At 66.6% G+C, this 15,581-nt stretch carries 12 protein-coding genes; 7 read left to right on the plus strand and 5 right to left on the minus strand.

The window, feature by feature from the left end; all coding sequences use genetic code 11:
* Positions 1 to 56: 56 nt before the first annotated feature.
* From U1H99_RS14535 to U1H99_RS14545, 3 genes are all read right to left on the minus strand, one after another.
* On the minus strand, positions 57 to 2,552 hold the full coding sequence (locus U1H99_RS14535; protein ID WP_323142440.1) for a TonB-dependent receptor plug domain-containing protein: 2,496 nt from the start codon (positions 2,550 to 2,552) through the stop codon (positions 57 to 59).
* Positions 2,553 to 2,798: 246 nt separating this feature from the next.
* Complete coding sequence (locus tag U1H99_RS14540) at positions 2,799 to 4,928, minus strand: EAL domain-containing protein (protein WP_323142441.1); 2,130 nt, start codon at positions 4,926 to 4,928, stop codon at positions 2,799 to 2,801.
* A gap of 65 nt (positions 4,929 to 4,993) precedes the next feature.
* Positions 4,994 to 5,926: a DUF808 domain-containing protein gene (locus tag U1H99_RS14545; RefSeq protein WP_323142442.1), complete on the minus strand. Its 933-nt coding sequence runs from the start codon at positions 5,924 to 5,926 to the stop codon at positions 4,994 to 4,996.
* Positions 5,927 to 6,148: 222 nt separating this feature from the next.
* On the opposite strand from U1H99_RS14545, the gene U1H99_RS14550 reads away from it, so the two are divergent.
* From U1H99_RS14550 to lipA, 7 genes are all read left to right on the plus strand, one after another.
* Positions 6,149 to 6,349: a BrnA antitoxin family protein gene (locus U1H99_RS14550; RefSeq protein ID WP_323142443.1), complete on the plus strand. Its 201-nt coding sequence runs from the start codon at positions 6,149 to 6,151 to the stop codon at positions 6,347 to 6,349.
* A gap of 121 nt (positions 6,350 to 6,470) precedes the next feature.
* A complete protein-coding gene (locus U1H99_RS14555) occupies positions 6,471 to 6,758 on the plus strand; it encodes an HU family DNA-binding protein (RefSeq protein ID WP_141836563.1) in 288 nt (95 codons plus the stop codon).
* 85 nt (positions 6,759 to 6,843) lie between these two features.
* Positions 6,844 to 7,479 carry a LysE family transporter gene (locus U1H99_RS14560; RefSeq protein WP_323142444.1) on the plus strand — a complete coding sequence of 212 codons (636 nt, stop codon included), beginning with the start codon at positions 6,844 to 6,846 and terminating at the stop codon, positions 7,477 to 7,479.
* 156 nt (positions 7,480 to 7,635) lie between these two features.
* Complete coding sequence (locus tag U1H99_RS14565) at positions 7,636 to 9,762, plus strand: DUF6600 domain-containing protein (RefSeq protein WP_323142445.1); 2,127 nt, start codon at positions 7,636 to 7,638, stop codon at positions 9,760 to 9,762.
* A gap of 331 nt (positions 9,763 to 10,093) precedes the next feature.
* Positions 10,094 to 10,360: an HP0495 family protein gene (locus U1H99_RS14570; RefSeq protein WP_141836569.1), complete on the plus strand. Its 267-nt coding sequence runs from the start codon at positions 10,094 to 10,096 to the stop codon at positions 10,358 to 10,360.
* A 63-nt stretch (positions 10,361 to 10,423) separates the two neighbouring features.
* Positions 10,424 to 11,236: a lipoyl(octanoyl) transferase LipB gene (gene lipB / locus U1H99_RS14575; protein ID WP_323142446.1), complete on the plus strand. Its 813-nt coding sequence runs from the start codon at positions 10,424 to 10,426 to the stop codon at positions 11,234 to 11,236.
* A gap of 21 nt (positions 11,237 to 11,257) precedes the next feature.
* Positions 11,258 to 12,286 (plus strand): lipoyl synthase, encoded by a 1,029-nt coding sequence (gene lipA / locus U1H99_RS14580; RefSeq protein WP_323142447.1) that lies wholly within the window; start codon positions 11,258 to 11,260, stop codon positions 12,284 to 12,286.
* Between the two features lie 123 nt (positions 12,287 to 12,409).
* Here lipA and U1H99_RS14585 read toward each other — a convergent pair whose 3' ends face one another.
* Positions 12,410 to 12,694: a formate dehydrogenase subunit delta gene (locus U1H99_RS14585; protein WP_141836575.1), complete on the minus strand. Its 285-nt coding sequence runs from the start codon at positions 12,692 to 12,694 to the stop codon at positions 12,410 to 12,412.
* Positions 12,695 to 12,707: 13 nt separating this feature from the next.
* Positions 12,708 to 15,581, minus strand: coding sequence for a formate dehydrogenase subunit alpha (gene fdhF, locus U1H99_RS14590; RefSeq protein ID WP_323142448.1), 2,874 nt, complete (start codon positions 15,579 to 15,581; stop codon positions 12,708 to 12,710).

Below are 15,581 nucleotides of genomic sequence, written 5' to 3' on the forward strand. Positions count from 1 at the left end.
TGCTGCTACCCTTCATCGCCCTGCCAGGCAAGGCGCGTCATCGCACGCAATAACGATCAGAAGGTGTAGTTGGCGCGCGCGTAGATATAACGTCCGCTGTTGCCGAACGGCGTGTAGTTCGAGAACGGCGCGTTGTTGGTGGTGTTCACCCGGAACGGCAGCGTTTCCGAATACTGGTCGAACACGTTGTCGGCGCCCACCGCCAGGCTCAGCTGCTTGGTAAGCGCGATGCGGCCTTCCAGGTCGACGATGGTGTGCGGATCAAGCGTGACGTCGTTGGCGGCCGTAGTCCCGGGCGACAGCACCTTGCCGTAGCGGGTGGCGCGCGCGGTCACGCCCCACTGCGCCAGTTTCCAGTTGGCGCTGGCGACGATCTTGTTCTTCGGCTGGCCTTCTTCCAGCGTCAGCACGTTGACGCGGTCGAACAGCACCGGCGCCGGGTTCAGCGCCGCCAGCTGGGCGGTGGTCGGCACCCGGGTCACCTTGGTGCGGTTGACGTTGCCGGCCAGCGTGAAGTCGAAGCGGCCCACGGCGCCGGCGTTCCACGGCAGGTTGGCGACCACGTCGACGCCTTCGCTGCGGGTGCGCACGCCGTTGATGAAGAAGCGGCCGCCGCCGACGCCGGCGAAGCCCTGCGACACGATGTAGTTGCGCACCGCGGCCGAGGTCAGGTTTTCGGACAGCACGATGCGGTCGCGCACGTCGATGCGGTAGGCGTCCACGGTGATGCTGACCGGGTCGAAGCGCATCACCGCGCCGAGCGAGTAGTTGGTCGACTTCTCGGCCTTCAGCGGCTTGGCGCCGAGCGCCACCGCGACCGGATCCGACGGTTTGAAGGTCGTGATCTCGTACGGGACGCCGTCGATGAAGTTGGTCGAGGTCGAGGTGAAGTTCTGCTGCTGCAGCGAGGGTGCGCGGAAGCCGTTCTGCACCGCGCCGCGCAGGGCGAAGCTCTTGGCGAAGTCGTAGCGGGCGGACAGCTTGCCGGACAGGTTGCTGCCGAAGTCGTTGTAACGCTCGCCGCGCACTGCCGCCGATGCCAGCAGTTTATCGGTGAGATTCGCCTCGAGGTCGGCGAACACGCCGAGCGCGGTGCGCGAGCTGTCGGAGGCGTTCTGCGGACGGAAGCCCGGGAACACCTGGGCACCGGATGCGGCCGCGGCGCCGTTCACGCGCACGCCGCCATTGTTCCAGGAGGTCGGTTCGCCGGCGTGCAATTCGTAGCCTTCGCGGCGCGCCTCGACGCCGAGCGCCAGGTTCACCGGCGACGCCAGGCCGCTGACGTCGAACTTGCGCACCCCGGTCAGGTTGTAGACCAGCTGGTTGTAGCTGTAACCGCCGGCGTCGAAACTGGTCTTGCTGGCCGCGCCGTAGGACGCATTGAGCGTGTGCACGACGTCGTAGTTCATCCGGTTCTGGCCGTACACCAGCGACGTGTCGAGGTCCCAGTCGCCGACGGTCCAGCTGATGCCGGCGGCGGCGCTGAAGTCTTCGACAGTCGGCGCGATGATCGGCAGGAAGCCGTCCGGATAGATCGCCTGCACGTTGCGCGCGTCCTGCGCCAGGCGGAAGTAGCCGGCCGACTGGGCGTCGCGCAGCTGGTAGCTGCTCCAGCCGTAGACCTTGACGTCGCCCGACAGGTTGTTGCCGGCGTTGACGAACAGGGTCTTCTGCTTCATCTCCGGTTCGCCGTACCAGGCGTTGTAGCGGTTGACGGTCTGCTCGCGCGGGTCGTAGGCGCCGTTCACCTTGGCGTACTGCTGGCGCAGGTCGTAGCCGCTGCGCTCGGTGTGTTCCTGGCTTTTCACTTCGCCGGCGATAGTGATGTAGCCAGTCTCGCCCCACGGCAGGCCCTTCCAGGCGCTGAGGGTGCGGCTCTGGCCATCGGTGCGCGAGCGCGAGGTCGGGCCCGGACCCCAGGTGGCGTCCGCCGGCGCGCCGCCATTCAGCATGCTGTAGTCGGTCTTGCGCTCGCCGAAGGTGAAGGTGCCTTCGCCGCCGCTGCGGTCGGTGCGCAGGCGGACGTTGATCACGCCGGAAATCGCATCCGAGCCGTACTGGGCGGCCGCGCCGTCGCGCAGCACTTCGATGCTGCGCACGATGGCGGACGGAATCGTGTTGAGGTCGACCGCGGCCGAACCACGTCCGATGCTGCCGTTCAGGTTGACCAGCGAGGCCGCATGGCGGCGCTTGGAATTGACCAGCACCAGGCTCTGGTCGGGGGACATGCCGCGCAGCGTGGCCGGGCGCACGGTGTCGGTGCCGTCGGTGATCGCCGGACGCGGGAAGTTCAGCGCCGGCAGCGCCACCGCCAGCGACTGGTTCAGGTCGGTCGACCCGGTATTCTTGAGGGTGTCGGCCGAGATGACGTCGACCGGCGAGGCGGTGTCGAGCGCGCTGCGGTTGGCGACCCGGGTGCCGGTCACGACCACGGTGGCGGCGCTGCTTGCGCCTGCCGTGTCCTGGGCCTGGGCCTGGGCCGAGCCCGCGGCAAACAGGGTGGCAATCGCCAGGGCGAGTGCGGTCTTTTCCGGTACAAATCGTTGTTGCATCGTTGCTTCCTTATTCTTGTCTGCGAATGAAATGAAGCCGTGCGGTCATGCCTGATGGGAACGTGACACGGAGGTCAGGGCTTTACTGGTGGTAAGCCCTGTATTGATACTGGGCTGTGGGTATGATCGTTGTCAAACAAATCAACTTGCATGTTTGTAATGGCGCAACACTTGCTCATGCATGGTGCATGAAGTGCATGGGCAGGGAGCGTGCCTGGCCGGCCGTGCACCCGGATGGGGCAGCGTTCAGGACAGCTGGCGCAACTGGCCCACCGCGTAGCCCTGGGCGTAATCGATGCCGAGGGCGCGCACCGCTGCCAGGGTTTCCGTGTCTTCGACGTATTCGGCCACGGTGCGGATGCCCATCACGTGGCCGACCTCGTTGATGGCTTTGACCAGCGCGCGGTTGATGTCATTGCCGGCGATGCCGCGGATGAACAGGCCGTCGATCTTGAGGTAGTCGACCGGCAGGGTGCGCAGGTAGGCGAACGAGGACAACCCGCTGCCGAAATCGTCCAGCGAGAAATGACAGCCCAGCGCGCGCAGCGAGGCGATGAATTCCTGGGCCTTGGGCAGGTTGGCGATGACGGCGGTCTCGGTGATCTCGAAGCACAGCTGGCCTGGATCGATCCCGTGGAGCGCAATTTCAGACTGGATGTGGGCCAGCATGCCGTCGTCGCCGAGCGAGGTGCCGGACAGGTTGACCGAATACATGGGGGCGTACAGCTGGGCCTTGCGGCTGCCGTCGGCGCGGCGCCGTTCTGCCTGGATGTGGCGGCAGACGTGGGTGACTACCCAGCGGTCGAGCGGCACGATCAGGTCGTAGCGCTCGGCGGCGGGAATGAAGGCGCCGGGCAGGATCAGGCCGTCGCTGGTCGCGCCCGGATCGAGGCGGCCGGCGCCGGCGATGCGCAGCAGGACTTCCTGGTGCCCGGCGGCGTGGCCGTTGGCGGCGCCATTGACGCTGCCGTTGAGTGCCACGATCGGCTGCGAGAACAGGCGGAACTGGTTCTTTTCGAGGGCCTCGGTCAGGCGCGACACCCATTGCAGCTCGCCTTGACGGCGCGCCAGCATGGCATCGCTCTCGCGGTACACGTGCACGCGGTTGCGGCCCTGCTCCTTGGCCATGTAGCAGGCCTGGTCGGCGGCGACCAGCAGTTCCGTCACCGATTTGCTGTGCTCGCTGATCTCGACCATGCCGATCGACACCCCGATCTCGAACACGCGTTCGCCCCAGACGAAGCGGAAATCCTTGACCGTCTGGCGCAGTTCGTCGGCCAGCGCCAGCGCGCGCGGCAGCGGGCAGAACGACAGGATCACGCCCATCTCGTCGCCGCCCAGCCGCGCCAGCACGTCGCTCTCGCGCATGCGCCGCTGCAGCAGGCGGGACAAGGTCTGCAGCAGCAGGTCGCCGGCGCCATGGCCGCAGGTGTCGTTGACGATCTTGAAACGGTCGAGGTCCATGTACAGCAGCGCGTGGTGATGGCCGTCGTCCTTGGCGCTGCGCAACGCATCGCTTACCGCCACCTCGAAGGCGCGCCGGTTGATCAGCCCGGTCAGCGGATCGTGCGAAGCCTGCCAGCTGAGCTGGTGGGCCAGCTTGCGTTCGTGGGTGACGTCGTGCAGCACCACCACCGCGCCCAGTATCGTACCGTCGCGGCCCCAGATCGGCGCCGAGGAATCCTCGATGGCCATGCGCCGGCCGTCGCGCGCCAGCAGCTGGGCATGCGAGCTCACGCCGACGGCATTGCGTTCGCGCAGGCAGCGGTGCACCGGGTTTTCCATCTCGCTGCCGTCGGCTTCGTCCAGCAGCCGCACCACATGGGCGACGTCGATGCCGGCGGCCTGGTCGCCGTTCCAGCTGGTGAGTTCCTCGGCGACCCGGTTCATGAAGCGCACGCGCCCGCGCGCATCGGTGGCGATCACGCCGTCGCCGATCGAGCCGAGCGTCACTTCGGCCAGCTCCTTCTGTTCGGCCAGCTCGGCTTCCTGCTGCTTGCGTGGCGAATCGTCCCAGATCAAGCCGAGCGTGCGCACCGGGATGCCGTCTTCGTAGACCGCCATGCCGCGGCAGCCGATCCAGCGCACCATGCCGTCCGGCATCAGCACGCGGTATTCGCAATGGTAGGGGGCGCCCTGGTCGACGCGCAGCTGCATGTAGTGGACCAGGTGCGCGCGTTCGTCCGGATGGACCCGCGCCAGGAAGTCGAGATAGGGTTGCTGCTGCTCGACTGGCGCCAGGCCGATCAGCGCCGCACCGTCGGGCGACCACGAGACGACGCCGTCGGTGACCTTGCTGTCGACGACCGTGGCATCCCAGGTCGACATCCGCGCTGCACCGAGAGCCAGGTGCAGGCGCAAGCGGGTTTCCTGCATGACGCAGCCTCCTCCCCTTTTACCTTGGAGTCGGCGCGCCGGGAAAGGTTCTTTTCAGTGCAAGTTCAGTGCTTGCCGCGCAGGCGCTGCACCAGCGTCACCACCAGCAGCACGACGGCGCCGACGACGACCCCGGCCACGGCATCGATCACGGTCGGAGTGACCGCCGCCAGCAGGCCGCCGACCGCCGGCACGCCCGACACCGCGTGGGCCGCGCTCTCCGCCAGGTGGTGCAGCGGTTCGACCGCGTGGCCGATGATGCCGCCGCCGACCATGAACATGGCGACGGTGCCGATCACCGACAGCGCCTTCATGAGGCGCGGCGCCGCCGCCAGCAGCAGGTTGCCGACGCCGCGCGCGGCGGCGCCGGGCTTCTTGCTCAGCCACAGGCCGACGTCGTCGATCTTGACGATCGCCGCCACCAGGCCGTACACGCCGACCGTCATCGCGAGGGCGACCGCGACCAGCGCCGCGACCTGGGCGCCGAAGCTGGTACCGCTTTCATTGACGACGCCCAGCGCGATCACGATGATTTCCGCCGACAAAATAAAGTCAGTGCGCACCGCGCCCTTGATCTTGTCCTGCTCGACCGCGCGCATGTCCGTGCCGGCGGCCATCGCCGTCACCAGTTCTTCCTCGTGCGCCGCATCCTCGGCCGCGCTATGCATGTATTTGTGGGCCAGCTTCTCGAAACCCTCGAAGCATAGATAGGCGCCGCCCAGCATCAGCAGCGGCGTGATCGCCTGCGGCAAGAATGCCGAGATCGCCAGCGCGGCCGGTACCAGGATCGCCTTGTTGCGCAGCGAGCCGAGCGCCACCGACCACACCACCGGCAGTTCGCGGTCGGCATTCACGCCGGTGACCTGCTGGGCATTCAGGGCCAGGTCGTCGCCCAGCACGCCGGCGGTTTTCTTGGCAGCCACCTTGCTCATCAGGGCGACGTCGTCGAGCACGCTGGCGATATCGTCGATTAGTGCCAGTAAACTTCCTGCAGCCATTGGCCTACCTCCAAATGTCAATATGGCCACATCTTAACCGACATGCATCGCCCCCTTGCACACGCTTCAGGCGTCATGTCCGCACGCGCCTGAGACGCATTATTTGCGTTTCATCCCCGCAAATCTGCAACTCGTCGCTTTCCATGCCGCCATGGGGAGCGAATACGTATAGTTGGACCATCGGCTGCGGTGCAGCAGCCTTTACCGACCAAAGGAGATGCAATGAACAGCAATGTCGACCTGCCGACCGCACCCCGCCGCCGTACCCGTCCGCCGAAGCGCAAGACCCGCATCACCATCTACCTGGATGACGAGGTGCTGGACGAGTTCCGCTCGCGCGCCGAGCGCACCGGGACCGGCTACCAGACGCTGATCAACGCCGCCCTGCGCGGGCGCCTGGAAGGGGCCGCGGGTGCCGCTTGAAGGGTCGACACCGCAGAAACCGCGTCAGTAAAGGGCTTACGGCCGACCCGTAGCCCGGTAGAACATTACATATAGCAATTAATTATGCTAATCTTCCGGCTCTTTTACCCCCGGAGGATTTATGAAGAAAGGCGAACTGATCGCTGAATTTGCGAAGCGTACCGAGATGTCGGGTGCCGCTGCCAACGACGCAGTGAACACCGTCATCGAGATCATCACCGAGCGCCTGAAAAAAGGCGACACGGTCGGGATCACCGGCTTCGGCACCTTCTCGGTCACCAAGCGCGCTGCCCGCCAGGGCCGCAACCCGGCCACCGGCGAAGCGATGAAGATCGCTGCGTCGAAGACCCCGCGTTTCGCAGCCGGCGCCACCCTGAAGGCCGCCGTCAACCCGAAGAAAAAGAAGTAATTGCCGTACCAGAGAGGCCGCAACGCACGGACGACCGGGCGTTGCGCCTCTTTTTCATTCCTCATTCCCAGATTTCTTTCCCAGCATGAGCTTCGCCACCTGGATCGCTTTCGTCATCGCCGGCACCCTAATCGCCATTTCTCCCGGTTCGGGCGCGGTGCTATCGATGTCGCACGGCCTCGCCTACGGCGTCCGTAAAGCCAGTGCCACCGTGCTGGGACTGCAGCTCGGCCTGATCCTGGTGCTGGTCATCGCCGGCGCCGGCGTCGGCTCGCTGCTGCTGGCGTCCGAAGTGGCCTTCACCGTGGTCAAGACCATCGGCGCCCTGTACCTGATCTGGCTCGGCATCGGCCAGTGGCGCGCCAAGGCGCACGCCACCAACGTGTCGACCGCCGGCATGGCGGCCCATCCGAGCTTCGGCCGGCGCGTGCTGACCGGCTTCCTGACCAACGCCACGAACCCGAAAGGGATCATCTTCATGGTCGCGGTGCTGCCGAGCTTTATTGCGCCGACGGCGCCGGTGCTGCCGCAGCTGGCGATCCTGGCGGTGACCATGGTCACCATCGACGCCACCGTGATGCACGGCTACGCCTTTTTGGCCTCGTCGATGCAGCGCTTTTTCCGCGACGAGCGCGCGGTCAAGGCCCAGAACCGTTTCTTTGGCGGCGTGCTGATCGTGGTCGGCGCCCTGCTGTTCTTCGTCAAGCGCCACGCCGCCTGAGGCGTCTTGCGCGCGCCGCATCGGGCGCCTGATGGTGCCGTTGCGACGGTTTTCGCAACCGTTTGTAACGCACGTTGTCCTTTCGAACGCTCGTGCGTTGTAATCAGGTAGACGCGCTGCGTCCATACACATAGCAAGCCCGAGCCTGGAGAGACCATGCGCAACCGAGTCCTACCTTCCCTGACCCTGCTGGCCCTGGCCGGCCTGACCTCGCTGGCGCTGGCCGCCGACCTGGACGATGTCCCGGCCCAGGTCGGCCGGGTGGCGCTGACCCAGGGCCAGGTCAGCATCGCCGACGACGTCGGCGCCGAAATGATGGCGGCCCAGGTCAACTGGCCGGTCACCTCGGGCAACATGATCAGTACCGCGCCGGGCGCCCGCACCGAGCTGCGCATCGGCTCGACCTCGATCCGCCTGGACGGCGATTCCTCGCTCGAGATCCTGCAGCTGGACGACGCCACCCTGCGCCTGCGCCTGCACTACGGCAGCGCCAACATCCGCGTGCGCAACCCGGATCTGCTGCCCGGCTTCGAACTGGCCACGGCGCAGGCGCGCGTCCAGCTGCAGCAGCCCGGCAGCCTGCGCATCGATGCCGAGCGCGTGCGCGACACCAGCAGCGTGAACGTGTTCGACGGCGTGGCGCTGGTCGAAGGCGGCGGCTCGCAGCTGACGGTGCGCGCCGGCAAGGGCGCCGACTTCAGCGACGACGACGTACGCACCCTCGCCGCCCAGCGCGACGCCTTCGACGACTGGGCGGCCGGACGCGACCGCATCGATGAAACCTCGGTCTCGGCACGCTACGTCGGCACCGAAATGACCGGCTACGAAGACCTCGACCGCTACGGCAGCTGGAGCACCGACGCCGAATACGGCCCGGTCTGGCTGCCCACCGTGGCCACGAGCTGGGTGCCCTACCGCGACGGCAGCTGGACCTGGCTCGATCCGTGGGGCTGGACCTGGGTCGACAACGCGCCCTGGGGCTATGCGCCCTTCCACTACGGCCGCTGGATCCAGGTGCGCAACCGCTGGGCCTGGGCACCGGGCCGGCGCGAGGGCCGCCCGGTGTGGGCGCCGGCGCTGGTCGGCTGGGTCGGCGGCGCCGGCTGGGATATCACCTTCCGCGACCGCACCCGCGCGCCGGGCTACGGCTGGTATCCGCTGTCGTGGCACGACCGCTACGTGCCGGGTTACCGGACCTCGGACAACCACCTGCGCTGGCTCAACGGACACGTGCGCAATGACCCGCGCGGCGGCCGCGATCATGACCGTGACCGCGACCGCGGCCGCGGCCGCGATTTCCGGCCGCAGGGCTTGACGGTGGTGCCGCAGGACCGCTTCCGCCAGCCGGGCCGGATCAATGTATCGCGCGCGCCGATCGCCACCGCGCCGCCGGTGCTGAACACCAACGTGGGCGCTGGCGTGCCGCTGGCCAGCGCGCCACCGGCACCGCCGAACCGTCCGCAGCGCGGCGAGCGCCCGGGCTGGGAGCGCCGTGACGGCGACCGTGGCGGCGATCGCCGCTTCGGTGACCGCGGCGATCGCAGCGACCGCGGCGAGCGTGGTGAGCGTGGTGAGCGCTTCGAGGGCCGCCGTGGCGATGAGCGTGCCGATGCCAACCGCATCGATACCGGCCGCGTCGAGCGCGACGGTTTCGTGCGCCAGGGCAGCGGACTGGGGGCGCTGATGTCGCAGACGCAGCGCCAGACGCAGTCGGCCCAGGGCCTGTCGATCGTCAGCCCGCCGCCGCGCCAGTCGCCGCAGGCGGGCACCATTGTCAGTCCGCCGCCGCGCCAGCCGGCGCCGGCGCCGATCACGACCGTGCCGCCGCAGGGCGTGCTGCAGCCGGGCCAGATCGAGGGCCGTGTTGATCAACGCAGCGACCCGCGTGCCGAGTGGCGCAGCCAGGGCTGGCAGCGTTCGGACCGGCGCGAACAGCTGGAAGAGATGCGCCGCAACCGTCCGGCGCAGAGCGCACCGGTCCAGGCGATACCCGCGCCGGCGCAACCGGTGCTGGAAGCGCGCACCGAACCGCGTTTCGAGCAGCGCCCCGAGCGCGGCCACCGCGGCGACGGCGAGCGTCCGCAGCGCTTCACACCGCCGCCGGCAGCGCCTGCCCCGGCACCCGCCCCGCCCGCCATGGCGCCGGCGCCGCGTCCGGCCATGCCGGCACCGCCGCCGGTGGCGGCCGCGCGCCCTGCTCCGCCCCCTGCAGCGGTCCAGCGCGCCGATGCAGGCCAGCGTGCGCATGTCGAGGCGCGCGGACGGGACCAGCGCGAGCGCTGAGCCACTCGGTTCACCGGGCCTTCGCGGCACCTTCGAATGTCATCAAAGCCTTGCCGTGGAAACGCGACAAGGCTTTTTTGTTTACGCTAGGAAATATATTCATCCCAAATCTGCCAGTTATTCAGCATACGTATCATAAGTAAGTTGTAATTTTAGAAATTATATACTAAGAATTACATATAAACAGAACAAGCGAAACAAAAGAAAAAATCTGAAAAAACAGCAAAAACAAAACAATCAAAAGAATCGAACTGTCTCGGCCAGGCTTCCCGGCGCCCTGCCAACGCCGTGTCCCGAGTTTGGCTACAATGCACTTTTAAATGGAGCGGCCATGGACCCCAAAGAATCCCTCATCGAATACCCCAGCGATTTCCCGATCAAGGTGATGGGCGCCACGCATGACGCCTTTGCCGACACCATCCACGAAGTGATCCTCGTCCACGATCCGGAGTTCCACAAAGGCAAGATGGAAGTCCGCCCGTCGGGCAAGGGCAACTACACCAGCCTGACCGTGACCGTGCGCGCCACCAGCCGCGAGCAGCTGGATGCCCTGTACACCGCCCTCTCCGGCCACCCGATGGTCAAGATCGTGCTGTAACAGCGCAACGTCTCATCTGCCCGGCCAAGCAAAGGCGGGCACAGGAAATGCGGCTGGCTTATAATGACGGGGCAGCCCATTTCCCTTCTAAATTCCATGCAAGCGAATCGTCCCGCCGCTCCGGCCGTTGACAGCCCCCTCATTGGTGGCCCGCTCATTGGTGGCCCGCTTGTCCGCGAGCTTGGCCGTGCCGACTACGAGAGCGTCTTCGCCGACATGCGCGCGTTTACCGATGCGCGCACCCCGGACACGCGCGACGAGTTGTGGATCGTCGAGCACCCGCCGGTGTTCACCCTCGGCCTCGGTGCCGACCGCGGCCACCTGCTGAGCGGTCCCGGCGTCCCCGCGCACGATGTGCCCGTGGTGCAGACCGACCGCGGCGGCGAAGTGACCTACCACGGACCGGGCCAGGTCGTGATCTACCTGTTGATGGACCTGCGCCGCAACAAGCCCGGCGGCAAGCTGTATGCGCGCCAGTTCGTGAACAAGATCGAGCAGGCGGTCATCGATGTGCTGGCGGCGTATAATCTGGTGGGTGAACGCGTCGAAGGCGCGCCCGGCATCTACATCGCCGAAGGTCCACGCCGTGGGGCCAAGATCGCCGCGCTGGGCCTGAAAGTGCGCGGCAACGGCTGCACCTACCACGGCGTCTCGCTGAACGTGGCGATGGACCTGTCTCCTTTTACATGGATTAACCCGTGCGGCTATTCCGGGCTGGCCACCGTGGACATGCGCACCATGGGCGTGGAAGCGCCGCTGGCCGACGTCCAGCAGGCCCTGGCGCATGCGCTGGTGCGGCACTTGGCAAGCACCGGGCCGGCGCCCGTTTCGTCACCTGTTTCGGCACCTGAAGCCGCAACGATCAACTCCAACTGACACCCTTTGGGGCAAGAGCACATGACTTCCGAAATCGATACCGGCATCGCTGCAGCAGTGGCAGCACCCGTCGCCGCACCCGTCACCGAACCAGCCGCCTACAACGCCAGCGACAAGCAGAAGGGCGCCAACAAGACCTCGCGCATCCCGATCAAGATCGTCCCGCTCGAGCAGCACGAGCGCCTGAAAAAGCCGGACTGGATCCGCGTGAAAGCCGCCACGGCCTCGTCGCGCTTCTACGAGATCAAGGACATCCTGCGCGCGAACAACCTGGTGACCGTGTGCGAGGAAGCCAGCTGCCCGAACATCGGCGAATGCTTCGGCAAGGGCACCGCGACCTTCATGATCATGGGCGACAAGTGCACCCGCCGCTGCCCGTTCTGCGACGTCGGCCACGGCCGTCCGGACCCGCTCGACGTCAACGAGCCGGGCAACCTGGCCAAGACCATCGCCGACCTGCGCCTGAGCTACGTCGTGATCACCTCGGTCGACCGCGACGACCTGCGTGACGGCGGCGCCGGCCACTTCGTCGAGTGCATCAGCAAGACGCGCGCGCTGTCGCCGAACACCAAGATCGAAGTGCTGGTGCCGGACTTCCGCGGCCGCCTGGAAAAGGCGCTGAACATCTTCGCCGACGGCTTGCCGGACGTGATGAACCACAACCTGGAAACCGTGCCGCGCCTTTACAAGGAAGCGCGCCCGGGCGCCGACTACCAGCACTCGCTGACCCTGCTGAAGGACTTCAAGGCCAAGTACCCGAACGCCGTCACCAAGTCGGGCCTGATGGTCGGCCTGGGCGAGACCGACGAGGAAATCCTGGAAGTCATGCGCGACATGCGCGCCCACGACATCGACATGCTGACCATCGGCCAGTACCTGGCGCCGTCGAACTCGCACCTGCCGGTGCGCCGCTACGTGCACCCGGACGTCTTCAAGATGTTCGAAGAGAAGGCCTACGAGATGGGCTTCGTGCACGCGGCCGTCGGCGCGATGGTGCGTTCGTCGTACCACGCCGACCAGCAGGCGCACGAAGCCGGCGTCGCGGCCTAAGAGCGCCTAACAAAAGCCTCCATGGCGGCGTTGCGTCGCCTCGCCGTACTAGCGTACTGTCTTCGACGCCGCGTCGGTAGGCCGCATCCCTTGCCCTGAAGGCTTTGTTGGACGCTCTAAGCCTCAGCCGGCATCCCCGCCGGTATCCTCGTCCTTCGGCACCGACGTGTTTTCCGCCACCGGCAGCTCCTGCCGGCGGCGGTGCCGGGTCATCGCATCCAGCACGATCGGCGCCAGGCCGGCGCCTTCCTCGCGGTCCATGTGCTCGTACAGCCGCACCCGCATGCGCGGCGCCCAGTAGCGCTCGATGTGGGTGGCGATGCCGACCTGCGCTTCCTCGCGGTCCGGGAACGAGGCGAAGAAGCCGCCGATCTGGTTGGCCATCGTGACCAGGTGGTCGATATTCATCCTTGTGTTCTCCTCAAGCCGTCACCGGCGGTACCGCGTTCGCCTCGGCCAGCTGCAACTGTTCGGCATTGAAGCGCCGGTAGGCCTGCTGCCACTCGGACGGCTGCTGCACCGGCATCACCTGCACCGCCGTCACCTTGTATTCGGGGCAGTTGGTGGCCCAGTCCGAATTTTCCGTCGTGATCACGTTGGCGCCCGATTCCGGGAAGTGGAAGGTGGTGTAGACCACGCCCGGCTGCATGCGTTCGGTGACCAGCGCGCGCAGCACGGTGGCGCCGGCGCGGCTTTCGATGCCGACCCAGTCACCCTCGACGATGCCGCGCTCCTGGGCATCGTGCGGGTGGATCTCGATGCGGTCTTCGGCGTGCCACTGCACGTTCTCGGTCCGCCGCGTCTGCGCGCCCACGTTGTACTGCGACAGGATGCGGCCTGTGGTGAGAATGAGCGGATACTTGCGCGTCACCTTTTCGGACGTGCCGACGTACTGGGTGATGATGAAGCGGCCCTTGCCGCGCACGAATTCCTTGATGTGCATGGTCGGCGTGCCTTCCGGCGCGTCGGCGTTGCACGGCCACTGGATGCTGCCCAGTTGGTCCAGGCGCGCGTAGCTGACGCCGGTGAAGGTCGGGGTCAGCATCGCGATCTCGTCCATGATCTCGGACGGGTGGCGGTAATCCATCGGATAGCCGAGGCGGTTCGACAGCGCCACCGTGACTTCCCAGTCGGCGTAGCCGGCGCGCGGCGGCATGACCTTGCGCACGCGCGAGATGCGCCGTTCGGCATTGGTAAAGGTGCCGTCCTTTTCCAGGAACGACGAGCCGGGCAGCAGCACGTGGGCGAACTTCGCGGTCTCGTTGAGGAAGATGTCCTGCACCACCACGCACTCCATGGCCTGCAGCGCGGCGGTCACGTGCTGGGTGTTGGGATCCGACTGGACGATGTCCTCGCCCTGGCAGTACAGGCCGAGGAAGCTGCCGTCCAGCGCGGCCTCGAACATGTTGGGGATGCGCAGGCCCGGCTCGGCCTGCAGCGGCACGCCCCAGGCCTGCTCGAACACGCCGCGCACGGTGCTGTCGGACACATGGCGGTAGCCCGGCAGCTCGTGCGGAAAGGAGCCGATGTCGCATGAGCCCTGCACGTTGTTCTGGCCGCGCAGCGGGTTCACGCCGACGCCTTCGCGGCCCACGTTCCCGGTCGCCATCGCCAGGTTGGCGATCGCCATCACGGCGGTCGAGCCCTGCGCGTGTTCGGTTACGCCCAGGCCGTAGAAGATGGCGGCGTTGCCGCCCGTCGCATACAGGCGCGCCGCTTCGCGCACCAGCTGGGCCGGCACGCCGGTGACGTCGGCCATCGCTTCCGGCGAATTCTCCGGCTGCGCCACGAAATCGCGCCACTGGGCGAAGGCGCGTTCCTCGCAGCGCTCGGCAATGAACGCTTCGTCCAGCAGGCCCTCGGTGACGATCACGTGCGCCAGCGACGACAGGATGGCGACGTTGGTGCCGGGCCGCAGCTGCAGGTGGTAGTCGGCGCGCACGTGCGGCGACTTGATCAGGTCGATGCGGCGCGGATCGATCACGATCAGGCGCGCGCCCTGGCGCAACCGCCGCTTCATGCGCGAGCCGAACACCGGGTGGCCGTCGGTCGGGTTGGCGCCGATGACCAGGACCACGTCGCACTGCTCGATCGACTTGAAACTCTGGGTGCCGGCCGACTCGCCCAGCGTCTGCTTTAAACCATAGCCGGTCGGCGAGTGGCACACGCGGGCGCAGGTGTCGACGTTGTTGTTGCCGAACGCCGCGCGCACCAGTTTCTGCACCAGGTAGCCTTCTTCGTTGGTGCAGCGCGACGAGACGATGCCGCCGATCGAATCGACGCCGTATTTCGCCTGGATGCGCTTGAATTCGGAGGCGGCGTAGTCGAGCGCTTCGTCCCAGCTGACTTCCTTCCACGGGTCCGTGATCTTCGAGCGGATCATCGGTTTCAGGATGCGGTCCTTGTGCGTGGCGTAACCCCAGGCGAAGCGGCCTTTCACGCACGCATGGCCCTCGTTGGCCTTGCCGTCCTTGGCCGGCACCATGCGCACCACCTCGTTGCCCTTCATCTCGGCATTCAGCGAGCAGCCGACGCCGCAATAGGCGCAGGTGGTGGTCACGCTGTGCTCACCCTGACCGAGCCAGATCACCGATTTTTCCTGCAGCGTGGCGGTCGGGCAGGCTTCCACGCAGGCGCCGCAGGATACGCATTCCGACTCCATGAACGGCTCGTTCTGGCCGGCGGAGACGCGGGAATCGAACCCTCGTCCCGAGATCGTCAGCGCGAAGGTGCCTTGGGTTTCCTCGCAGGCGCGCACGCAGCGGTTGCAGACGATGCATTTGGAAGAATCGAAGGTGAAGTAGGGGTTCGACTCATCCTTCTTCAGCTTCAGATGGTTTTCACCGTCGTAGCCATATCTCACTTCGCGCAGGCCGGTGACGCCGGCCATGTCCTGCAGTTCGCAATTGCCGTTGGCGGGGCAGGTGAGGCAGTCGAGCGGGTGGTCGGAGATGTACAGCTCCATCACGCCTTTGCGCAGCTGCTGCAGCTTCGACGATTGCGTACGCACGATCATGCCCGGCTCGACCGGCGTGGTGCAGGAAGCCGGATAGCCGCGCCGGCCCTCGATCTCCACCAGGCACAGGCGGCAGGAACCGAAGGGTTCCAGGCTGTCGGTGGCGCACAGTTTCGGGATGTTGATCTCAAGCAGGGCGGCGGCGCGCATCACCGAGGTGCCGGCGGGGACGGTCACGCGTTCGCCGTCGATTTCCAGCGTGACGTATTCGATATCGGCGTCGGCGAAGACGGCGGCAGGCGGCGTGCCCAGGTCGCGTTTGAGGATGGTTTCGATCAT

It is taken from the genome of Massilia phyllosphaerae, assembly GCF_034659755.1.
Classification (GTDB): Bacteria; Pseudomonadota; Gammaproteobacteria; order Burkholderiales; family Burkholderiaceae_D; genus Telluria; species Telluria phyllosphaerae.